This window comes from Stieleria tagensis (genome assembly GCF_024129865.1).
Classification (GTDB): domain Bacteria; phylum Planctomycetota; class Planctomycetia; order Pirellulales; family Pirellulaceae; genus Stieleria; species Stieleria tagensis.
The window spans coordinates 1-22,306 of sequence record NZ_JAMYFE010000028.1 but is presented as its reverse complement, the minus strand read 5'-3'; the positions used below and the strand labels follow the sequence as shown (position 1 = coordinate 22,306).

At 55.7% G+C, this 22,306-nt stretch carries 15 protein-coding genes; 10 read left to right on the top strand and 5 right to left on the bottom strand.

Going from position 1 to position 22,306, the window contains the following annotated elements; all coding sequences use genetic code 11:
- Nucleotides 1-135 precede the first annotated feature (135 nt).
- From NHH03_RS05340 to NHH03_RS05330, 3 genes are all read left to right on the top strand, one after another.
- A complete protein-coding gene (locus NHH03_RS05340; protein ID WP_253154719.1) occupies nucleotides 136-546 on the top strand; it encodes a hypothetical protein in 411 nt (136 codons plus the stop codon).
- A 394-nt stretch (nucleotides 547-940) separates the two neighbouring features.
- Nucleotides 941-2,506: an OprO/OprP family phosphate-selective porin gene (locus NHH03_RS05335; protein ID WP_253154718.1), complete on the top strand. Its 1,566-nt coding sequence runs from the start codon at nucleotides 941-943 to the stop codon at nucleotides 2,504-2,506.
- A 93-nt stretch (nucleotides 2,507-2,599) separates the two neighbouring features.
- On the top strand, nucleotides 2,600-3,253 hold the full coding sequence (locus NHH03_RS05330; protein WP_253154717.1) for a hypothetical protein: 654 nt from the start codon (nucleotides 2,600-2,602) through the stop codon (nucleotides 3,251-3,253).
- Here the strand turns inward: NHH03_RS05330 and NHH03_RS05325 are convergent.
- Nucleotides 3,247-3,810, bottom strand: coding sequence for a HupE/UreJ family protein (locus NHH03_RS05325; RefSeq protein ID WP_253154716.1), 564 nt, complete (start codon nucleotides 3,808-3,810; stop codon nucleotides 3,247-3,249). The two genes, NHH03_RS05330 and NHH03_RS05325, sit on opposite strands and share 7 nt — an antisense overlap.
- A 93-nt stretch (nucleotides 3,811-3,903) precedes the next feature.
- Nucleotides 3,904-5,736, bottom strand: coding sequence for a glycoside hydrolase family 2 protein (locus NHH03_RS05320; RefSeq protein ID WP_253154715.1), 1,833 nt, complete (start codon nucleotides 5,734-5,736; stop codon nucleotides 3,904-3,906).
- Between the two features lie 337 nt (nucleotides 5,737-6,073).
- Between NHH03_RS05320 and NHH03_RS05315 the strand changes: the two genes are divergently transcribed.
- From NHH03_RS05315 to NHH03_RS05305, 3 genes are read left to right on the top strand one after another with little or no spacing between them, the layout of a single operon-like run.
- Nucleotides 6,074-7,717: a TolC family protein gene (locus tag NHH03_RS05315; RefSeq protein WP_253154759.1), complete on the top strand. Its 1,644-nt coding sequence runs from the start codon at nucleotides 6,074-6,076 to the stop codon at nucleotides 7,715-7,717.
- A complete protein-coding gene (locus NHH03_RS05310) occupies nucleotides 7,710-8,945 on the top strand; it encodes an efflux RND transporter periplasmic adaptor subunit (RefSeq protein WP_253154714.1) in 1,236 nt (411 codons plus the stop codon). The genes NHH03_RS05315 and NHH03_RS05310 overlap by 8 nt, the downstream gene beginning before the upstream one ends.
- Nucleotides 8,942-12,049 carry an efflux RND transporter permease subunit gene (locus NHH03_RS05305; RefSeq protein WP_253154713.1) on the top strand — a complete coding sequence of 1,036 codons (3,108 nt, stop codon included), beginning with the start codon at nucleotides 8,942-8,944 and terminating at the stop codon, nucleotides 12,047-12,049. Before NHH03_RS05310 ends, NHH03_RS05305 begins: the two co-directional genes overlap by 4 nt.
- A 46-nt stretch (nucleotides 12,050-12,095) precedes the next feature.
- Here NHH03_RS05305 and NHH03_RS05300 read toward each other — a convergent pair whose 3' ends face one another.
- On the bottom strand, nucleotides 12,096-14,846 hold the full coding sequence (locus NHH03_RS05300; RefSeq protein WP_253154712.1) for a dockerin type I domain-containing protein: 2,751 nt from the start codon (nucleotides 14,844-14,846) through the stop codon (nucleotides 12,096-12,098).
- A 265-nt stretch (nucleotides 14,847-15,111) separates the two neighbouring features.
- Between NHH03_RS05300 and NHH03_RS05295 the strand changes: the two genes are divergently transcribed.
- The 4 genes from NHH03_RS05295 to NHH03_RS05280 all read left to right on the top strand — a co-directional run bounded on the left by NHH03_RS05295 (nucleotide 15,112) and on the right by NHH03_RS05280 (nucleotide 20,407).
- Nucleotides 15,112-15,780, top strand: a complete 669-nt coding sequence (locus NHH03_RS05295; protein ID WP_253154711.1) for a sigma-70 family RNA polymerase sigma factor — start codon at nucleotides 15,112-15,114, stop codon at nucleotides 15,778-15,780.
- Entirely contained in the window at nucleotides 15,780-18,173 is a 2,394-nt protein-coding gene (locus tag NHH03_RS05290) for a protein kinase domain-containing protein (RefSeq protein ID WP_253154710.1), read from the top strand. The genes NHH03_RS05295 and NHH03_RS05290 overlap by 1 nt, the downstream gene beginning before the upstream one ends.
- Entirely contained in the window at nucleotides 18,173-19,693 is a 1,521-nt protein-coding gene (locus NHH03_RS05285) for a hypothetical protein (RefSeq protein WP_253154709.1), read from the top strand. The genes NHH03_RS05290 and NHH03_RS05285 overlap by 1 nt, the downstream gene beginning before the upstream one ends.
- 165 nt (nucleotides 19,694-19,858) lie before the next feature.
- Nucleotides 19,859-20,407: a cysteine hydrolase family protein gene (locus tag NHH03_RS05280; protein WP_253154708.1), complete on the top strand. Its 549-nt coding sequence runs from the start codon at nucleotides 19,859-19,861 to the stop codon at nucleotides 20,405-20,407.
- A gap of 54 nt (nucleotides 20,408-20,461) precedes the next feature.
- Here NHH03_RS05280 and NHH03_RS05275 read toward each other — a convergent pair whose 3' ends face one another.
- Complete coding sequence (locus tag NHH03_RS05275) at nucleotides 20,462-21,184, bottom strand: carboxylesterase family protein (RefSeq protein ID WP_253154707.1); 723 nt, start codon at nucleotides 21,182-21,184, stop codon at nucleotides 20,462-20,464.
- 802 nt (nucleotides 21,185-21,986) lie between these two features.
- Nucleotides 21,987-22,306 (bottom strand): hypothetical protein (locus tag NHH03_RS05270; protein WP_253154706.1); only part of this gene is annotated, 320 nt, incomplete at its 5' end.

The following is a 22,306-nucleotide window of genomic DNA, read 5'->3' as shown; positions in this document are numbered from 1 at the left end:
TTGGTTTCGTAATCTGTGAATATTAAGCGTGCCTGAAAGTTACCTGCACGATGCTGCTGCGGTTTGAAATAGTCTACGCTTTGTCCGTTTCCACCCGTCAGCAATTTGCACCTCTCCACTGCTGTTGATCTGCGCATGTCGAAATCCGCCAAATGGAAGGCAAAACTGAAATCCGCGACTCGGCGCCGGTCACGGCGAAACCAAGCGGAACCAGCCAAATCGGATGCCGCAGTCAATCCGAAAGAGGCGGGCGTCGATGTCGCCCAGTTCCTGATCGAGGCAGCGCTCCGCGTCGCCGATCACCGCGGTGGGCTGCGTGATTCGGCCATTATCGGCGCTCTCAAGGCGATCAGCACCTACAGCAAACCGCATGCGCCCGAGTCGCTGGAGGTTCACGCAGAAATGCTCGCCTCGCTCGAGTCCAACTCCATCACGGACAAGCAACGTCACCAAGCGGCTGCCGATCTGTTGGCGATGATCCAATCGCTGCCACCATCGGATGTTCCCAATCAGTTGACGACGTACCTGGCGCTGATCGCGGAGTGACGGTCGGTCCCGTCGAGCACTCGATCAAACCAAGGACGGCATCTGAGCAAGCCAGAATTATCTTTTCTTCACAAGAACTTATTGGTGTTGCGCGCGGCGCTCGCCTTTGGCGACTGTATGTGTTGGGCTGTTGCGAAAGATTGCCGGTTGAAGCGGTTTTGACACATGTTCGGAATCTGCCGGAGATTTCAAACGTTATGCCATCACAATCTTAACAAACGCTGAAATGGTGATTCTAGGGACGACCGGAACGACTGTTCCGTCGATTGCAAGAAACATGCAAATCAGCGTTCGTGGACGTTTTTGCAGCAGATTTTCAGAGTGGTGATCAACGGCGTCGAAGGATCGATACCGCACGGCTCTCTATTCATTGATCACGGAAGATTTCATCGCGATGAAGAAGCATCCATTTCAGCGCTCCCGGCGTTTAAAGCTAGCCATCGCGCTGGCGGCTTGCTTGGGCACGCCAGTGGCCGGCGCCGACGAAACCAGTTTTTCGGACATTGCACCTGGATCGGCCGGACCGGCCTATCACACCGCGGTGCTTCAAGCCGCCGAGGACGCGAGCCTCGGTGACTTGGGGCTGATCGATGCTGATCAAGCGGCGGTCTCTGAGGACTCTGTTCCCGCCAAAGATTATGAAAAACTGCTCGAACGAGTCGGCGAACTGGAGTCCTCTTGGGAAAAGTACCAAGAGGAACTGAAAGAAGAATCAGCTGCGAAAAAGAAAAAGCCGGCGTACAAACTCAACGGCCGGGTTCACCTGGACAATTGGAACTTTTTGGACAGTGATCCGGGGGTCAACGAACTCGAAACGGGCAACCCTAACGATGATCCAGAAGATCGCTGGGACTTTCGCCGGATTCGTCTGACTTGGTCCGGTACCGTACCGCACAACATGCTGTATCGAATCCAGATCGACTTCAACAATCCCAGCTCGGCGGAGATGAAGGACGTGTTTCTGGGCTGGGAAAACCTGCCCAGCAATCAGACGCTGCTGTTGGGAAACCAAAAACGACCGCTCGGTTTGGATCACCTAAACAGTAGCCGTCACAATGTGTTTATCGAACGACCGCTGGCCGTGGAAGCGTTCAACGAAGATGCCCGTCGGTTGGGGCTGTGCATGTACGGTTCCAGCGATGATGAAGTGGTCAACTGGCGCTACGGTGCGTTCTTGCTAGAGAACATCAGTACCGATGGTCGCTATCGAGGTGATTCCAACGAGGCCGGTTTGTATGGCCGATTAGCGGCCAGTCCCTGGTACGACGAAATCAGTGGTGGACGGGGTTATTGGCACTGTGCCGTCGCCGGTTCGGTTAACCAGACCGATGGTGATGGGACGATCGATGCCGATCAAAACAGTAACGAGGCACGCTTTCGCACCCGTCCAGAAGCTCGTAGTGATTCGCGTTGGTGGGACACGGGCCGGATATTGGGCGCCGAGGGATACCAGGAATTGGCGTTCGAATCGATGTTGAACATCGGCGCATTTCAACTGACCGCTGAGTACATCAACACCTGGGTCCAACGCGATGCAATGGGCGGCTTTAACGGCAGCGACCTGCACTTCCAAGGCGGTTATCTGTTCGCCAACTACTTCTTGACCGGTGAGCACATCCCGCTGAAGCGAACTGCTGGAACGATCGATCGCGTTAAACCGTTCGAAAACTTTTTCTTGGTGGATCGCTGCACAGGCGGCAAAGGAAATGGTTGGGGCGCTCTTTCAATGGGGCTGCGAGGGGACTACCTGGATCTGTCCGATTCGGACATTCGCGGTGGCAATGGCTACACCGTGACCGCCGGTATGAACTGGTACTGGACCGCATACTCCAAAATCCAAATGAACTACGTCACCGGATCGATCGAGAACGCCGGACAAGGCCGCGCGACCGGTCCGCTGGTGGCGGGAATCGGTGGCGATTTCAATATCCTGGGCTTCCGCTACATGATCGATTTTTAATCGCCGTCGCGGTCCCGCAGCGCTCTGCGTGTGGCATCCATTCGCAGCGTGACGATGTTCCAATCAATCAAATTCGAAGGATTCGAAAATACCATGTCCATCAAAACCATTTTCCAGGCCGGGCTACTTGCCGCTGCTGCGATGTGTCTGTTGGCGCCCGAGTTCGCCACGGCAGGTCACGGAAAAATCCTGGATCAAACCGGATGTGCTTGCTGCCCGGTGTGCGACCATGTTTGCAAACTTGACGCTAAAAAAGTCGACGAAGAAAAGGTTTGTTTCGATGTTGAATCCAAGGTGATTTGCATCCCACGCGTCGTCTTTCCATGGCAAAAGACTCGCAAGGCAGCCTGCGCCTCCTGCGATTCATGTGCTGGCAAGGGCTGTACCGCCTGTGTCCACAACGGAGCCCGCGTCCGCAAAGTATGCGTGCTGAAGACCGACAAATACACCTGCCCGGTCTGTACCTACACCTGGTCGGCTGAGAAAAAAGACGGTTGCGGTGGTGGAAACTGCTCGGGCGGACCGGCCTGCGACGGTGGCTGTGTTTGTGATCTGGGCTGCGACGTCGGCTATGGGGTCGCCAACACACCGGCGGCAAACGTGCCGACGTCGAATGTGGCGTCCCGAGTGGCGCTGCCTGTGACGCAGCGCACGACAGATGATGCCATGACCGCCGACGACTACTATCGGCTAGGGAGTGACCCACCAGCGACTCCCGTGATGCCGCCGACCCCGATCCGTTACTGATCCAGACCTGTCGGAAGGGACATCGATCGCGTTGCGACCCATCGAGTTCGTAGCGCACGCAGCGCAACGGCCGACGTCATGGTGATCGCGATTACGGCGGTTGATGCCAGAATCAATCCCAGCGAGTAACTCATCCATGGCGCAGTGCCCATCTCTTGAATGTGCGCAAAGCCGTGAACGGTGCCGAGAGCTGCCAGTGATGCCAACGCATATCCGGGGACGGATTTGCCACAGGCCAGTAAGCCGCCACCGATCACCACCGATGCCATGATCAGCCACTCGGTGAAAGGGATCGAAATGCCTGTTTGCGCGATCGCTCCGCCAATGACACAACTGCCTAAAAAAGCCAATGGCAGACGCCAGGTATGACGACCTCCTAGCCGCACCGCCAGCAGCGCGATTCCGATCAGCGCCAAAAGGTGATCCAGCCCACCCAGCGGGTGCATCAAACCTTGGCCGAATCCAGACTCGGTTTCATGTCCAGGGTGCGCCGACGCGATGGTCGGTAGGACCAGAACCGTAGCAGCTGCGGCGATCCATAATTTTTTTTTCAACATCAACAGATTCCAAATTGCTCGTTTGCGAATAGGAGGCACCAAGGCGTTCACAGCCGCGGGCGGCTATATCAGAATGCGTTCCGCCGTCGACGGCTAGTCGGCATCGCGATTCAAAGCCGCGTGAATTTCGCTAAGTGTGCTGGTCGAAATTTTTTGGACTTCGCGGTCATAGGTCATCAGTCCATTGATTTCGCCTTCCACGTCGGTCGTCTGCGTGTAGATTCCCGCTGCGATCCCCTTTTCTCGCAGTTCGACCAGCTGTGCAAATGTCGTTCGGTAGCGCTGGATGAATTCCGCTTTGTCTTTGGGCAGTCCACCATAGCCCCAGTTTTTCATGTCGGGGTTCCACAAATGATCGTCGACACGGTAGCCATGGCCACCAAATTCACCGACGACTTTGACGTAGTCCTTGAAACGCTGGTCGTCCAACGGGAACTGTGGTTCGGGATAGTGGTGTTGATCGGCAATGTCACCGGCGGGAAAGAAATTGCCACCGCTGGCCAGGTTGATCGGCCGGCGGACGTCCAGGTTCTCCAGTATGGCCGCCGTGCGAATGGATTCATGTTGACCCCATCGTTCGTTAAACGGCACCCAAGCTGCGATGCAGGGATGGTTCTGTAGGTTCAACACCATCGCCTTCATTTCACGAATGAACTGTTGGTGTTGTTCGATCGGTTTTTGTTCCTCGGGCGGGTCGGGTTCCATCCGCGTCCACTTGGGACCACCACCGGTTGACGGCATGTCCTGCCAAACCAACATCCCAACCTTGTCACAGTGATAATAAAATCGCCGCGGTTCGACTTTGATGTGTTTGCGAATCGTGTTGAAACCAGCGGCTTTCAAATAGTCAACATCGAAACACATCGCTTCATCCGAGGGCGGAGTCAGCAATCCGTCCGGCCACCAGCCCTGGTCCAGCGTGCCGTAGTGAAAAATGAATTCACCATTCAACCGCATCCGCAGATGCCCGGCCGCATCGCGGGCGATATCAAATTCTCGCATGCCGGCATAGCTTTCGACACGGTCGACGGTCTTGCCGGACACATCGAGCAGTTCGACCACAATGTCATACAGATAGGGATCGTCCGGGGACCAACGATGTACGTCGGCCAAATGCACCATCAGTGAACCGTCCGCGACATAGGTTTTTCCGTCGGCATCACTGACTGTGATCCGAACTTGTTCGCCCTTGATCGGCGTGCCGGCGAGTGTCGGCAAGACTCGCAGGGTCCCGTTGTAAAGTCGCGGTTTCATCTTGATCGATGCAATCCGCCGCTGGGGAACGGATTCCATCCAAACGGTTTGCCAGATGCCGGACACCCGAGTGTAATAAATGCCTTTGGGTTGCAGTTTCTGTTTGCCACGCGTTTGAGTCACCGCGGTCTTGTCGATCACGCGGACGACCAAATCATTGATGCCAGCGCGGGTGGTGGCGGTGATGTCAAACGAAAAGGGGTCGCTGCTGCCGACATGTGTGCCAATTGATTTTCCGTTGACAAACACCTCGGTGTCATAGTCCACGGCTTCGAAGTGCAGTAGCAATCGCTGGTCCGCAATCGGGGAGTGTTCGAACGTCCGCCGGTACCACAGCACTTCCTCCGGTTTCAGCAGCCGGCCGACACCAGACAGCGGTGCTTCGATCGCAAACGGCACCAAGATCGAACCTGGGAATTGGTCGGGACGCTCGGTCGAATTGGTCACCGCGTACTGCCAGATGCCATTCAAATTGGTCCACTGCGGACGCACTAGTCCCGGCCGTGGGTACTCCGTCCAGACATCCTCCGGCGTCAGCGATTTACCCCAACGCGTCAGCATCTTGTCGTCGGGAAGTTTCCATGGTTCGGCTTTTTCTTGTGCTCGCGTGTCAGCCGCTTGCGCGGTGACAAAGACCAGAATCAAGAACGTGTGGATCAGAGGACGTTGCACAGTCGTACCGGTGGGCAGCAGGTGGGAAAGGGTTTGCTCGCTCCAGTTTATCGCATTTGAATCGGAACTGTCAGGATGATCGAGTGGAGTCGTTGGCGAGAGGCTGTGGTCTTTCCCGATCCGACGCGTGAGTTTTGAAGTTGCGTTTCTGCCAGCCTCGGAGGGCGGTACACGAATTGCCGGCGGTGTAAACCGCCGGTTTTACGACTCGCTAAATCGCATTTGTGCGACCATTTGGACCGACTGTCGCGATTTGAATGGAAAAATTCGGTCACTGGCACTCAGCGATTGGAATCAGCCTTGTCGCCGAATCGTCTGCGGGGCTAAACCCTCGTTGATGGAAACTTTCGTCCAGGTAGGTGCGCGCACATTCAGATGGCTGGCTGGTTTGCTGTCACTGACGGTGGTCGGCTGCGCCAATCACGACGTTGTTGGCATGCTGCAGACCGGGACTCCGCCGCCGTTTTCTGCCAGCGGCCAAGTGACGGTGCCCGATCGATGGTGGCTGACGTTCGACCAGCCGGACCTGGATCTGCACATCAATGAAGCGTTTGATGGCAATTTCACGCTGGCCGCGTCACTGCAGCGTTTGGGTGCGGCTCGCGCGGTTGCCCGGCGTGAGGCCTCGGATCTTTTTCCAGATGTTGACGGAGTGGCTGACATCGCCAGTCTGTTCGGCCCGGGAAAGGATCCAACCATTTTTACGTCCGGGTTCGAAGCGTCGTATCAAGTCGATCTTTGGGGGCAGATCGGATCGCGAGTCGAAGCCGCGCGTTTGCGTGCCGGAGCCACGCGGGCGGACTACCACGCGATCGCGTTGACACTGTCGGCTGAAATTGCCCGCACTTGGTTTTCGCTGATCGAATCCCACGCGCAGTTGCAGCTACTGGATGAACAAATTGAAACCAACCGGACTGGGTTGGCACTCCAGGAGGCGCGGTTTGGACTCGGGCTGATCCGTGTCCCCGACGTGCTTCGACAGCGGCAATTGGTTGAATCGACACTCGAGCAATCGGTTGTGGTCAAAGCCCGCATTGAGGTGCTCGAGCATCAGTTGGCCGTGCTGTTGGGACAAATGCCTCAGGAAGCGGTCTACCGGCCTGGGGCGATTTTGCCTGCGTTACCGCCATTGCCGGCGACCGGTTTGCCGTCCGAATTGCTCAACCGCCGTCCGGATGTGCGCCGCGACTATCTGGCATTCATGGCCGCTGACCGCGATTTGGCATCCGCAATCACGGCACGCTATCCCCGCATCAGTCTGTCCGGTTCGGTTCTGAATGCAGCCGAGAGTCCCGAGACTTTGTTTCGCGATTGGTTGCTGGGAATCGGCGGCCAAATGATTGCTCCGCTGATTGATGGGGGCCAACGCCGGGCGGAGGTCGACCGCACAACCGCTGTGGTTCGCCAGCGGTTCAATGAATACGGTGAAACGATGCTGAACGCATTTCGCGAAGTCGAGGATGCGTTGGCGCAGGAAAAATTCCAGCTCCAGCGGCTTGAACATCTCGATGCCCAAACGGAATTGGCGCGGCAGTCTGCTGACCAACTGCGGGAGCAATATCAAATCGGCGACGTCGAATACCTGGATGTTTTGAGTGCGATCACCGCTTATCAACGTTTGCAGCGCGAAACCTTGTCCGCCCGACTAGAATTACTGCTGATTCGCGTGTCGCTGTACTTGGCGCTGGCGGGTGATTTCGAGCCTCGAAACCAGGAAGTGTTCTTTTTCCAGGATTCGGAGTCCGGCGGCCTGCGAGTGGACGACGCCCAGGACGGGACGTTGCCGGTCGAGTTGATTCCTTTGCCAGAGGGCGTCACTCTGCCCGCTGGATCCGGTGACGAAGGACTTGGTCCACCGGGCGCGAATCCACAGACCCTTGATCCCGAGACTCTTGAACAGGCCGGCCAGCAGGTGGATAACGATTTTAGTCAGCTTCTGCGGTCGGCGGAGCGTCTCTACGAGAAAGATGTTGATGATTGATGACCAGAAACCGCGACCGATTTGGCGCTGGCTTCGACTCGCGGGGAATTTAATTGCCTGTCTCGCGATCTTGGCGACGTCGGCTGCTGCGATCGTGTGGATCAATCGGACCGAGCCGACCGCCGAACAGCTCAAATCCACGCGTCAGTCGACCGCGTTGGTCGAAACGGTGACGGTCCAGCGCGGGACCTATTCACCGCAACTGGTGGTGCTGGGGACGGTCCAGCCCGCCCAGGAAATCGTGCTCAGTCCGCGGGTCAACGGACAGTTGGTCGAAATGTCACCCAAGCTCGTTCCCGGCGGCATGGTTCGCAAGGGCGATTTGTTGCTGCGAATCGATCCGGCTGATTTCGAGAATGCGCTGTCGATCAGTCAAAGTGAACTCGAACAGACCGAGGCCTCGCTGCAAATCGAGGAAGGGCGGCAAAGTTTGGCGAAAAAAGAACTCGCCATGCTGGAGGGAACGATCGATGAAACCAATCGCCAATTGGTGCTGCGTCAGCCCCAGATCGCATCAATCCGTGCCCAGGTCAGCGCTTCCAAAGCCGCGGTGGAACGGGCAGCACTGGACCTCGAACGCACCAGCATTTTTGCTCCTTTCGACGCCCAAATCCTCAGCCGCTCGGTGAACGTCGGATCCCAAGTTTCCACCGGGGATGAATTGGCACAATTGGTTGGTATTGAAGAGTACTGGATTTCCGCCGCTGTTCCGGTCCGCAGCTTGCGTTGGTTGGAATTCACTCAATCCGATGACCAACCGGGTTCGGTCGTCGTGCTCCGTAATTCCGATTCCTGGCCAGAGAGTGTGGTGCGGCATGGACGCGTCGCCCGAATGATCGGCACGCTCGATCAACAGAGTCGTTTGGCGAGGGTGATTATTACTGTGCAGGATCCGTTGGGCCTCGAGTCCGATGATCCGCCATTGATTCTACAGACGCTGATCCAAACCGAGATCGAAGGCAAACCGATCGAGGATGTCGTTCGCATCGATCGGGGATTGGTGCGTGATGGCGACACGGTCTGGGTGATGAAAGACGACAAGTTGGAAATTCGCGAGACCGAGATCGTCTTTCGTGATGCCGAGCATGCGTTCATTCGCAGCGGGCTGGACCACGGTGACGAAGTTGTCGTGACGACATTGGCAACGGTGGCCAACGGCGTCGGCCTGCGAAAGCTGGACCCGGGGTCCGAACAAGTCGAAACGTCCGGCCAGGAGTCTGCCGAATGACCGACACTTCACGCACAAGCCCGTCGAGTGGCCCGATCGCCTGGATGGCGCACAATTCGATTGCTGCCAACCTGTTGATGTTTATCTTGCTTGGCGGCGGGCTTTGGTCGGCCATCGCGATTCAAAAGGAGGTCTTCCCACAATTCGAACTCGATATCGTCGAAGTCAGTGTGGACTATCCAGGCGCAGCGCCTGCGGAAGTCGAGCAGGGGATTTTGCGGCCGATCGAAGGCGCGGTTCGCGGTGTGGAAGGCGTCCGCGAAATCACCAGCGAAGCTCGTGAAGGACGCGGCGAAGTCCTGATTGAGTTGGTCGCCGGCCAACAGCGGATGAAGGCGTTTCAAGACATCGACCAAGCGGTCAGTCGTATCCGTACCTTTCCCGACCAGATCCAACAGCCCGAGGTGCGTCTGCAATCCGAGCAGCGGGAAGCGATGCAGGTCGCGCTGTATGGTCCCATCGACATTTGGGCGCTTCGCAAGTTGGCCGAGCAATTGCGGGATCAATTGCAGGCCAACGAAAACATCACTCAGGTTGAACTGCGACGCGTCCCCAGTTACGTCACGCATGTCGAAATCCCGCGTCAGCGACTGCGTGAATATGGACTGACACTTCCCGAGGTGGCCCAGGTTATTCGAGAATCCAGCCGAGATGTGCCGGCAGGGTCGGTTCAAACCAGCGCCGGTGAAATTCTGTTGCGGGTCAAAGCACGCAAACAATGGGCCGACGAATTTGCCGCCATGGAAATTGTTTCCGGACGCGACGGCCCTTCAGTCACACTCGGTGACATCGCAACGATTCGCGATGGATTCGAAGACGTCGGGTTTCATTCCCAGTTCAGTCAAACGCCTTCGGTCGAGCTGGATATTTTTCGTATCGGGTCGCAATCGCCCACCGACATTGCCGACGCGGTCGAACAAATCATGATTGACTTCGAGTCGTCGATGCCTCCCGGTGTGAAGTGGCGGATCGATCGAAATAATGCCGAAGAATTTCGACGGCGACTGAATTTGGTACTGGAAAATGCGGTGATGGCGGTCGGCATCGTCCTGTTCATCCTGGCGTTGTTCCTGGAGTTTCGGCTGGCGTTCTGGGTGATGACGGGAATGGCGGTTTCGTTTATCGGTGGCTTGTTGTTGATGCCCATCGCCGACGTCAGTGTCAACATGATCTCGCTGTTTGGGTTTCTGGTCGTGTTGGGGATCGTCGTCGATGACGCCGTGGTGGTCGGTGAGAATGTCTATGAGAAACGACAGGAAACCAGTGACAACACGGTGGCCGCTATCGAAGGAACACGCGAGGTCGCCGGGCCAGTCACCTTCAGTGTTTTGACCAACATCGTGGCCTTTGTTCCGTTGATGTTCATTCCCGGAGAGACCGGCAAGTTTTGGGGACCGCTGCCGGTGGTCGTGATTTTGGTGCTGTCGCTCTCGTTGGTCGAATCGCTGTTCATTCTGCCGGCACACCTGGCCCATGCCAAAACCGCAGGCCGTCAGCGACGCGGTGTGGGGGCAATGTTGCATCGAGGCCAACAGGCATTCAGCCGCACGTTCACGCGAATGGTTGAAATCCTGTTCCGTCCGGTTTTGGTCACCTGCCTGCACTTTCGCTACATCACCGCCTGTTCGGCGCTCGCGTTGTTCCTGGTCATCACCGGTTACGCGACCAGCGCCCACATGGGAATGATCCTGATGCCGGAGGTGTCGGCTGATGAAATCGAAGCAGGCGTTCGCATGCCGGTCGGAACCACCCAGGCCCAGGCTGCCGAGATCGCCGATGCGGTGACCAAAGCGAGTCTGGAAATGTTCGAACGACATAACCTGTATGAAGTCGCCGAGGGAATCAAAACCAACGTTCGCGGCCAGAGTTTCATTGATGTGGAAATCGTGATGAAACCGCCAGATCAACGTGACATGACCGCCAACCAAGTGATCGAGTTGTGGCGAGATTCGATCGGTGATTTGCCAGGTGTTAACCAGGTCACTTTCGAAGCGGAAAGTGGGCCGGGCGGTCACCGCCGTGATATCAGCATCGACCTCAGCCACAGTGACATCGACGTGCTGGAACAGGCTTCACAAATGCTGGTCGCCCAATGTGAACGATTCGGCAACGCGCGTGACGTCAGTGACAGCTACAACAAAGGCAAGACCCAATACGATTTCAAGCTCCGTCCCGAAGGCCGCGCACTCGGTCTGACCGATGATGAACTCGGCGAACAACTTCGCGGTGCATTCTTTGGCTCGCTAGCACTGCGTCTGCTGCGCGGCACCAACGAGATCGAAGTCCGAGTGAAATTGCCAGAGGACGAGCGCGAGGATATTCACAGCTTGGAGGATTTGGTCGTTCGCACGCCGTCGGGCGCCGAAGTCCCGCTGCTGGATGTTGCGGACCTGTCGGAATCCTTGGCTTTTCGATCGATCGACCGGCGTGATGGTCGTCGAGTCATTAATGTTTCGATGGACGTCGAACCAAAACGGGCGATCACACAGGTGATCCAAGCCTTGCGGACGGAAACGTTGCCGAAACTGCGTCAAGATTTTCCGGGGATCACGTGGAGTTTCGAGGGGAGCGACGCCGAGATGCGTCAGGCGACCGAGTCGCTATGGGGATCGTTTGGATTGGCGCTAGCGGTGATCTATTCACTGTTGGCCATCGCTTTCCGCGGCTATATCCAGCCGCTCATCGTCCTGACTGCGATCCCTTTTGGTGTCGTCGGTGCAATCGCCGGTCACATCTTGTTGGGCTATGACCTCTCGCTGGTCAGTTTGATGGGTGTGATCGCACTGTCGGGTGTCGTGATCAATGATTCGTTGATCATGATCGACTACGCCAACCGCCGCCGCAACGAACTGTCTGCATTTGACGCGATTTCCCAAGCCGGTGTGCGCCGATTTCGTCCCATCTTGCTGACGACCTTGACGACGTTCGGAGGCCTGATGCCTCTGATTTTTGAAACGTCACTTCAGGCACAGTACATCATCCCGATGGCGATTTCACTTGGATTCGGCATCTTGTTCGCAACCGCAATCATTCTGGTCCTAGTGCCCTGTCTGTATCTGATCCTCGAAGACATCCAAGCGATCTTCACTGGAAAACCGCAGTGACACGACGACCCGGCTATTGCTGATGCCGATCGATTCGATCCGCGAATCAAACCAGACCGTGTAACGAGAGAAGATCAAGACGAAAGTCCAGCGTTGCCGAGTCCGATGTCCCAACTCGGACAAACACCGATTCGCCTTGCACGGTATCGATCGCTCCGCCAATCACGCGGTTGGTGTTTTGAGTCGGGTGCGCTTCGATCACGCTTCCATCGGCTCGAAAAAAGACGAGCGTGAGTTTTGCGTTGGGAGAATCGGTTGCATGTTCGAGGTCCGCGGGCTGCAGACCGAATCCGAGTTTGGTCCCGGTCCCCTGTACGACGAACAGTTGTTGATCATCAACATCGTTCAGGCTGCGCTGAAGTGATACCCCCTCGGCGGACAGGGCAATCGTTTCGGCAGTTGCTTTTTCGAGTTCCGTTGGTGCCGTCAGGTCAACCGAGTCGAGTGCCGCTCCATCGTCGATAGGAATCCCCGGTCGCCCGACGAAGCTGGGGATCTCTCTGTCTGGGTCAAGGAACGCCATTCCCTCCTGGGAGAAAATAATGTCGGAACCGCTATTGGAAGATTCGGCTTCCTGCCGGCTAGCAAGCGCGAGTCGATTGATGACACGCAGCGCATCGCGTGGCGTAACGACTCCATCGCCGTTGGAATCCAGATCACGGTCATACGCGCTCTCGCCCTCCGCTCCGCCTTCAGTCGTTGGCAGGGCAAGTCCATTGACAACGTTCAACGCGTCACGAACCGTGACTGATCCGTCTCGATTGACGTCATCTTGGCTAAGGTGATAGTAGGCTTGGTGAAAATTAGAGAGTCCCAAGCGTTGACCTTTGAAGCTTGCCCGAAATTCTTGGTCTAATAATTCGATGTTTGCGGCACCATTGCCGATTCGTTCAAACGTCAGCGTCACCAAATCGCTGCCTCGACTGAATCCGCCCAGGGCACTGACGATGACCTTGTCGTTGACTCGCGAATTCGAGTTTGCAAAGTTAAGTGGCCCGCTGCTACTCAATCGCGACTCGGCCAGAAAAGGGAACTCACGGCCAAACTCGGTATCGGTCAACCTCACGACGGTGGGGTCAAATCCGACGCCAAAACTGAATGACGAAACCGTGTTGAAGCCACTTGTCGAGATGGCCACCTCGATCAAGTCATCTAATTCAGATGCAGCCACGTTCATCGTGATGTCGCTCGATTGAAGAACATCGATGGTGAGCGTTCCTTCGACTTCATCGCCGGCCAGATTCAAAGCACGAACGGTAAGAGTGTCTGTGCCTTCAAAATCGGACGGAGGGGTGTAGGTAAAGATGAACGGTTGGTGGGTCGCATTGGTCGCAAGGGAGATCGTTGCACCAGCCTGGCTGGCAACGTCAATGACGTCCAAATAGACCCAAGCGTTCTGCTGGGCAGTGGATAGTTCTGCATTGCCGCGGGCAAGGTCCGAGATCACCATTCGTTTGGCGGCCCCGTTGCCAATGACCTGTCCTAAGTGCAGTGGTGCAAGCGGTTGATGAAGATCGATCAGCTCGCTGAGTTCGCGGGGTTTGGATTCGACCAAGAACCGTTGTTCTAGGGGACTCCAATACACACCTGACGATCCCAATTCACGAGATCGAACGATTGTTTCGCCGTCGATTGTGACAAGATCGACATTGACGCCTTCCAGAGCTTGGTCGCTGCGGAGCACGCGATTTCCGGAGACCGGTTCGGTGACCGCGGAAACTGCGGCAATATTGTCGTTCGCCATTTGTTGCGTGCCTAGAAACGCTGGGAAATCAGCATTGACCTGCATCGGTAGCGCGCCGATTCCGCCCATCACTGCGATTTCTGGACCGGATGCATTCGTCGGATTCAATGCATTCGTTTGGTTTCCGGTGATCACGTTGTCATCGGCAACGGTGATTGGGTTTTGGTGGGGTTGGTCTTGCCCCGCCGCCATCCAACTGCCGATCGTCAATCCAGGGTAACCTAGCAAATCCGGGCTGGGGGTTAGCATCGGTAGTCCAAGTCGATTGTGGTTCCCTGCGATCGTCGTCGCAGAGACTTCTACCCTTGGATCGATTCCCGCAACGCGTACACCCGCACCGTTGTCAAAAATCGTCGAATTGGAAAGCACCAGCGAAGTTCGTTGCCCATCAATGGCGTGGCCCGCCGAGCCCGCGATGATTGTACCGCTGATGACGTTTTGGCCCGTTCCAGCCTGATTGCCGAATTGAATGGCATCGCCAGCGCTGTCGATCAGGGCGGAGTTTTCGATCTCTAAATTTCCAACAGCTCGAATCAGTGTGGTTGCTTGCAGGTCCGGTTCGCCCAACAAATCGGTGTCCGTCAAACCGATCAATGCGACACTGGACACTCGGGCTGTGCCCCCATCGTGAATGTTGATCGCGCCGGATCCGTCGGCAATTCCGCCACTGCCCCCTGCGGAGCCGTAAACGGTCAGCATTGATAGATCGAGTGTCGCGGATCTCGTGACTTCGAATGCGACCGCAGTCGGAGCCGGCATGATTGACGTTTGACTGGGCGAGGCACCGATGATCGTGATATCCGATTGGATTGTGATCGTGCCGACGTCCAGAGCAGCCAGATCATAGACTCCAGCGACAAGCTCAATGGTATCCGGCTCGGGCGTTGCGTTGGCTGCCTCGATCGCTTGGGACAGCAAGACGGCTGGGACATCGCCAGGTTCTGGGCTGACACCTAAAACGGCCAACAGGGCTCGATCTGCAAGTCGCTCGAGACGGGGTTTGCGATGTTTGCGGGTGTAGCGCTGCTTGTTGTGTCGTGCTGGAAATCGCATGCGGTCAATCGTGGATATGGGATGGAGTAGATTTGCCTTGATGGACAGCGATAGATAGTGAACGAATGGAGGATGAAACTAGCCGGCGCTGTCCCGTTAGAAAGAAAGAAGGATTTAGCGATTCAATGTCACCTACGAAAACGTTGCTTTTTAGCCTTCAGAAAAAAAATCTGTTTTCGCGTTTTGTCCGTGACAAAACGGGCTCGAATCGGGCGCGAAGATGATCTGCGCAAAACGACTTTTAACGGTGTCAGCATTGGCTAGAATGCCACAGATTTCACCTCTCCAGGGTTTCTTCCAGTCGATGGCATCTTTCCACTCCGAGCGCCGCACCAGACTGCTTCAACTTGCCCGCGCGGGGAACGCCGGCGCGATCGGGGATCTGTTTGCGTGCTATCAACACTATTTGCGACTGCTTGCTCACAACGGTTTGTCACTGCAAATCCAGACGCGGGTCACGGTCTCGGATGTCATTCAAGAAACCTTCTTGCACGCCATTGAAGCGTTCGAACAATTTCGCGGCGCGTCGACCAGCGAATTTGTAGCGTGGATTCGTGCGATCATGGTGAGCCGCATCGCCGATGCACACGAGCGGCATCTTGGTGCCGCACGGCGAGACGTGCGCCGTGAAGTGTCCATCGAAACGATCAATGATGGGTTGAGTCGCAGCAGTGCCTGTCTGGAAACGATGGCTCGTGATCATTTGCAACGGTCTCCCGGGACGATCGTGTCGGATCAAGAACGCGCCGTGTTGGTGGCAGATGCGATCGCCAAACTGTCAGACGACTACCAACGAGTGATTGTGATGCGGCATTTTGATGGGTTGTCGTTTGACCAGATCGGCAAGCAAATGCAGCGGAGTAGTGGTGCGGTACGAATGATGTGGTTGCGAGCCATCCAGAGATTGAAAACACTGCTGCGGGAGTCTTCCTGATGACTGTCAGTCAAACCGCGAATCGACCAAGCGATCGTGGCAACGATGAGCGTCTGCTTGCGTTGCTCGAACAGTATCTCGAATCGATTGAGACCGATCCCTGTTTTGACCGTCAACGCTGGATCGAATTGGCATGTCAGCAACATCCGTCTTTGGCAACTGAACTCTGCGATGATGCGAGTCAAATCGATGCGTTGTCACTGTTGGCGGGGCATGACTGCCGTTCTAGCCCGCTGATCGATGGATACTCGATCATTCGGCGATTGGGACATGGCGGCGCCGGCGTGGTTTTTGAAGCGGTTGAAGAAAAACTTCAACGCAAGGTCGCGCTCAAAGTCTTTCCCGCCGCGATTGATCGAGAGACCAACGCACACGCTCGATTTATCATTGAAGCTCAAGCTGCGGCGCGGCTCGATCACCCAAACATCGTTCCAATCTATTGCATTGGGGGTGATGCAACCTGCGGAGAGACCTGTTTTTTAAGCATGAAGTTGATCGACGGGCTTTCGATCGATCGCGTTCTCGAAACCGGTGCTATCGATTCGGGGACCGCGGTGGGATGGGCAATTGCAGCAGCCGATGCGATTGCCGAAGCGCATGACTGTGGCATCATTCATCGCGATATTAAACCATCCAATCTGATGGTTGATCGCAGCAACCATCTGTGGGTGACGGACTTTGGTTTGGCTCGCCTGGCTCCCGGCAATGCCGTGGCACTGACGCAAACCGGTGACAGAGTCGGCACGATGGCTTACATGAGCCCCGAACAGGCGAGCGGCGTTCCCGTTGATGCTCGAGCCGATGTCTATGCATTGGGATTAACTCTTTTTGAGCTATTGACCGGGCGTCGTGCCATCGCAGGCGAAACAATCGGTCAGGTGCAAAACGCTCGCGAACACTCCGATTCATTTAGTCCACGTGCGTACAATCCAGGGATTGATCGCGACCTTGATCTGATCGTGGCAAAAGCGACCGCGCATGAGCTTTCTCAACGCTATCAATCCGCCCGCGAATTCGCGGATGACATGCGGCGCTATCAAAATCGCGAGCCGATCTTGGCAACGCGTCCCTCTGTGGCAACGCGTCTATCAAAGTGGATGCGCCGACATCGACGGATTGTACTGGCGGTCGCTGCTTCGATCGTGTTGATTGTTGCAGCGTCCTGGGTTGTTCTGGCACAGCTAGCCATCGCCAACGGTCGAACCCGCCAGGCGCTGGCCAGTTCACAATCGAATCTACAACGGACCGAGGAAATACTTGACCGATTTGGATTGCTGGCTGCAGAGAAGCTGCGTGATGTTGAGGGCGCTGAACCGGTTCGTCGCGAACTGTTGAAGCAGACTCTCTTGTACTACGAAGATTACGCCCGCCGCATCCAAGGCGGCGAGCAGTTTAGCGAACAAATTGCGATCACTTACTTCAAGGCGGCACAGATCATTGATGAAATCGGTGCCAAGCAGGATGCGATCGAGAACTATGAATCGGCTGCTCAATTATTCGCCAAGGCGACTGGTCTGTCGGAACTGGGACGCACCACGCGTGCTCTTACGTGGAACAACTTGGCCGTCTTGAGAGCAGAATTGGGAGAGAAAAACAAGGCGATCGAATTGTACGAACGAGTGCTCGACAGCAGTTTGGCGGGCGTCGATTTGGCGCGAACCTACGGCAACTACGCGATGCTGAGGATCGAATCGAGAGAATACACTCAATCGATCGTTTTGATTGAAAAAGGTCTGGCCGAGATCCAGCAGCAAGCCGGGCAGGAGCAAGGGCTTGTGCGCGCGATGTTGCTCAGCCAATTGTCGTATGTACTTCAGACAAAGCAATCGACACAGTCTCTCTCGGTTGCTGAACGTGCCATCGCCCTCTTGCAATCACAGCCCCGCACACCGGAAATCATACGCATGCTGGCGACGGCACGGGCGAATCGTGCTGCACTTCGAAGTCATGATTTGTCGGGGGCGGCGGCTGATCTGAAATGTGCGACGGAATTGTTGTTATCCATTCGTGATTCTCAAAGTCACGACAGAACTTTTTTGACGCAAGTCGCTACGATTCAAAACGACCTTGGACGAGTCCTGATCGAAAATGGATTCGTGCTCGAGGCGATTGAAGAGTTCGAACGAGCCGAGCAGACGCTCGTCTGTTTGCAACAAACAGATCCGACAGCGGAGCATCACACTGTCAGCCTCGCTGGTGTATTGCACAATTTGGGGCGTGCCCACGCATTCACCGATTCGAATGAGAAGGCCGGCAATTACTTTCACCGCTCCCTCGATTTGCAAAAATCTTTGGCAGAACGTTCCTCGCAGATGACTGATCCAATGAAGGTGACCAGTCAACAACTGCTGAAACAGACGCTTGCCGACTTAAAAAGGGTGGAGCAACTGTAATGAAACGCACGCTCAAGATCGAACAACTCGAATTGCGTCTTACACTTGATGGCGGATTCGCGAGCGAAATCGACCGTCTAAGGGCCATGGTTGAAATGCTGAAAACCGAGGCGGCCCCATCGGATGGATGGACCAGCACTGATGTGCAAACGATATCAGGATTTTTGGAGGACTTCATTGCCAAGAAATCCGAACTTTTTAATTCACTCGGTGGCACGGTCGATTTATCGCCGCCAGCAACGGCAAGGGGCACACCATCGGTCGAAGTTCAATTGGAATCACGCGGACGCGTTGGCGCTGCCGGCGACCAATTCATGATCGATCTGTTTGTGATGGATTCGTTTACGGATCTTGAAACCGGCCAATTCCAGTTTGATAGACGTGGACTCTTTCAAGCCAAATTTGATTTGCAATTTGATCCAGCGGTCGTCGCGCCAATCGTAGACCAGGTTCAATTGCACGAAAAATTGTCTGGGAATATTGGCGTTATAACAGTTGATAACGGTCGGCTTTTGAATGTCGGTGGCACCAACGTTGTCTCATCACTGGCCGACCCCAGCGATTTTGTTGACGGCCGGATGCGGATCGCATCGATTCCGTTTCAGGCGGTGGGAACCGGGGACGCAAAGATTGCTGCGAACTTAACCAGTGACGGTGAATCGATTCTGATCGTTGGTCATGATAATCCGCTCCCCGCGTCGAGAATCGCAATCGCGCCATTGCAATTTGTCATCGATTTTCCCAACCCAGATTTGCCATTGCCCGTTGTGGACGAGGCGTTTTCCGGCGGTCAAATGTTTTTCAGTCATCGACACTCACCTTTTTTGTTTCAGCCGGCAACCTGGCTTCCCGTTTGGTTTCACGATCATGCGTACTTGGAAACGACAGGTCGTTGGATCGCAGTTCGCCAGGTCACTGAATCCCGCTCGATAGCGAAACTCGAATTCATGCGTGATCCGAGTGACGTTGAACCTGCGGTTCCAGCAGTCGGTGAAACCCAACAAGAATCTCAATCGGCGGAAGAAGTCCCGCTTTTGGCTGAAGATTCTGACGAGGTAGATGGGCTGTTCTGGCGAGATTTTGATTTGAGTTTGCTTGATGACGAAGCGGCAGTGTCTCGATTCAAACTGAACTTTCGATCGCTGCGATTGCGGCTTGGCAAGGAATGTTCGTCGGCGGAGTCAGAAACGTCTGACGGACGTCAAAGAACGGAGAAGCCGCCGTCTGTTATTGATATGGGGTTTGCTGATGTTTCGAGTTGGTTGTCTGATCCGGCGTATCGGTCAGGCAACCCCGGCCAACAATCCAATCGTGCAATTAACGCCGTGAACGCTGATGTTGCCATCACTGACCTCCCGGCAGCAAATGGAAATTGGCAGCCGCGAGGTAAGATGGCAAATCTCAGTCGACTGGAAGTCGCTGGGGAACTTGGCGAGGAAGCGATTGCGGTCCAATTCGAACGGTTCGGGCGATCGGACAGTGCGATAGCCGATGCCCAAACCAGTGTGCCCGAGAATTGAATTGCTCGCGTTGGCGGACCTTCCAATCGAATGCATGAAGTCCCGGCTATTGCAAACTCAGAACTCACACGTTTCACCTTTGATCCACTCCCAACTTCAAGCGTGGCGTGATCGGTTAGACTTGATGTTTCTGCTTTTTCTTCTGCCCTGAATCGGAGTGAATCTATGTCGCGAGCGCTGTTGGTGATCGATGTCCAGCGAGAATATTTTGACGGTGCCCTGCCGATCTCGTATCCGACCGGGCATCTGGAAAACATTCTTGATGTGATGGACTATGCCGCGGAAAAGCAATTGCCGACGGCTGTGATTCGTCATCATCAAGCGGATCCTGAATCGCCGATCTTTCGTAAAGATTCGGACATGTGGCAGTTGCATCCGCAGGTTCAAGACCGGCCACGCGATATCCTGATCGACAAACAGTGGCCCGGATCGTTCACCGATACCGGACTACAAGACTGGTTGACCGAGCAACAGGCGGACACGGTCTGCATCGCCGGCTACATGACACAGATCTGCTGTGACACAACGGCTCGCCAAGCCTTTCATCGTGGCTACAAAGTGGAATTCTTGCGTGATGCGACAGGAACCTTGGCGGTCGAAAACGAAGCCGGAAAAGTCACGGCGGAGGAACTTCAGCGTTCAATTTTGGTCGCCCAGCAAATGTTTATCAGCGAAGTCATCGACAGCGCCACGTTCAAGCAACGGGTCGGTTGACTCACGGGAGACTGGGCACTGGCAGTTTGAGTGATCGCTTCGGGAACAGTCGCCTTAACGTCGACGCTGCGCAAACAGCCACTGATACATCTGGTCGTCGGCATAGGCCTGTTCCCAAGCGTCGTGTCCCACGCCGGGATAGATCGTCAATTGGCAATCGCCACCGGCGGCGCGATGCGCCGCGCACATTCGCTGCGATTCTTCCAGGGGAATCGATCGGTCCTGGTCGCCGTGATACAGCCGGATTGGTACGTCGGCGACTCGTTTGACATAGGGAGCCAATCCACCACCACAAACCCCCACAAAGGCTGCGAAACGATTCGGGTGTTGGACCAGCAATCGCCAGCCGCCGTAGCAGCCGCGACTCATCCCCGTCAGATAGACGCGGGTCGGATCAACATTGAACTTCGCACAGACATGATCGACCAATTCGATCAACTGCTGGTCGTCCCAATGTTGGCTCTTTGACGGGTTTTGTGGCGAAATCACTAGACACGGAAATCGCTTGCCCTGGTCAATCAAGCGCGGTGGTCCATGTTTCTTCACCAAATCCGCCGTGCCGCCACCTTCGCCACCGCCATGCAAAAACAACAGCAGCGCCGGACGCTGCTCCGATTCCGCCTGATCGACATCCGGGACAGAAATCCAATAGTTCAGTCCCGGACGCGTTTGGTCAGGTGATCGCTGCAACGTTTGCGGCGGTGCTGAATCGGCCGCCGCTGCAACAGCAGCGACAACAAATGCGAGCCTCAAAAAAATCCAGCAGCATCGCAACATGATCAAAGTTCCGGTCAGCGTGAAAGCGGGCAAATGGTGCGTCAACGCCCGATTCTAAGGCCATCTCCACCATCCATGGAAACGGGGGCGTCCATCCTCTCCAAGAATGTGAAGTCCTGACCCCGCTTGCGATCCAACGAGCAACCGACAAAACGACCCAGCGCTGGTGTGGAGGATTCATCCGACCAAGCAGCACGTCGCCTGAATCGAATCCGGTCGGATAAATCCCCCGCAGCAACGCAAGCAATCGATCGGGCGAACCCCGTTCCTACTCGGCGCCGACACCGTATGGTTCGAGAGCCTGTGGCTGACCCCGCGGCAACCACCGCGGGGTCAGACTTTGTCTTTGGTTGTCAGACCCGGGGAAATCACGATCTCAGTCTACATTCGAGTCTTCAGCGATCGGCACGAGCAGCAATCCAAGAGTTTGCACCGGCGAATTGGATTCGTGGAGGACGCGGCAAACAGATCGACATTGACGATGTCAAGGCGATGGAACCAACACACGGCCAATTTAAACCCCCCAACTCCTTTTTTTGTTCGACCAACAGCAGAATAAACCGACAGAGCCGAGCTAACCTGGGGTACCGGTACGCGCCGAGGGTGAGAAATGCCCGAATCTGTTGGACCATCTCGCGCTAGATCAGGTGAAAACTTGCAGGAATCGCGTGCCTAGCATGACTCCCCAAGTGGAGAGCGACAACAACGCCTCGGTGAGCTCTGTCCCCAGTTATCCCCCCGTGCCTAGCATGACTCCCCAAGTGGAGAGCGACAACAACGCCCCGGTGAGCTCTGTCCCCAGTTATCCCCCTTCCTTCGTGCTCTTCGTGTCCTTCGTGGTTGAACTCTCCGGCGTTGAGCCCTCCCCGGCCGCTACAGCGTCCGACCCTCCCACTTCGCGGGAGGGTGAAGTAAGTGTGGCTGCGCGGATGCGTTTACCAAGTGCATCGTCATCACTGCGGTGGTCGATGGCATAGCAGTTGACGGTCGTTCCTTCAGGAAAGTGGATTCGCATCAACTCGATTCCATCGAAGAGTGATTCATCGAAGGATGAACCAGCGAGCAGAATACGTTTGACGGTGGCCGGGAACCGCAGGCTAGCGCCCAATACCGCTAAATCGA

Excerpts from the sequence above, each read along its gene's own strand:
- NHH03_RS05340 (WP_253154719.1), top strand. The coding sequence starts at position 136 with ATGTCGAAATCCGCCAAATGGAAGGCAAAACTGAAATCCGCGACTCGG.
- NHH03_RS05335 (WP_253154718.1), top strand. The coding sequence starts at position 941 with ATGAAGAAGCATCCATTTCAGCGCTCCCGGCGTTTAAAGCTAGCCATC.
- NHH03_RS05330 (WP_253154717.1), top strand. The coding sequence starts at position 2,600 with ATGTCCATCAAAACCATTTTCCAGGCCGGGCTACTTGCCGCTGCTGCG.
- NHH03_RS05325 (WP_253154716.1), bottom strand. The coding sequence starts at position 3,810 with ATGTTGAAAAAAAAATTATGGATCGCCGCAGCTGCTACGGTTCTGGTC.
- NHH03_RS05315 (WP_253154759.1), top strand. The coding sequence starts at position 6,074 with ATGGAAACTTTCGTCCAGGTAGGTGCGCGCACATTCAGATGGCTGGCT.
- NHH03_RS05310 (WP_253154714.1), top strand. The coding sequence starts at position 7,710 with ATGATTGATGACCAGAAACCGCGACCGATTTGGCGCTGGCTTCGACTC.
- NHH03_RS05305 (WP_253154713.1), top strand. The coding sequence starts at position 8,942 with ATGACCGACACTTCACGCACAAGCCCGTCGAGTGGCCCGATCGCCTGG.
- NHH03_RS05300 (WP_253154712.1), bottom strand. The coding sequence starts at position 14,846 with ATGCGATTTCCAGCACGACACAACAAGCAGCGCTACACCCGCAAACAT.
- NHH03_RS05295 (WP_253154711.1), top strand. The coding sequence starts at position 15,112 with ATGCCACAGATTTCACCTCTCCAGGGTTTCTTCCAGTCGATGGCATCT.
- NHH03_RS05290 (WP_253154710.1), top strand. The coding sequence starts at position 15,780 with ATGACTGTCAGTCAAACCGCGAATCGACCAAGCGATCGTGGCAACGAT.
- NHH03_RS05285 (WP_253154709.1), top strand. The coding sequence starts at position 18,173 with ATGAAACGCACGCTCAAGATCGAACAACTCGAATTGCGTCTTACACTT.
- NHH03_RS05280 (WP_253154708.1), top strand. The coding sequence starts at position 19,859 with ATGTCGCGAGCGCTGTTGGTGATCGATGTCCAGCGAGAATATTTTGAC.
- NHH03_RS05275 (WP_253154707.1), bottom strand. The coding sequence starts at position 21,184 with ATGTTGCGATGCTGCTGGATTTTTTTGAGGCTCGCATTTGTTGTCGCT.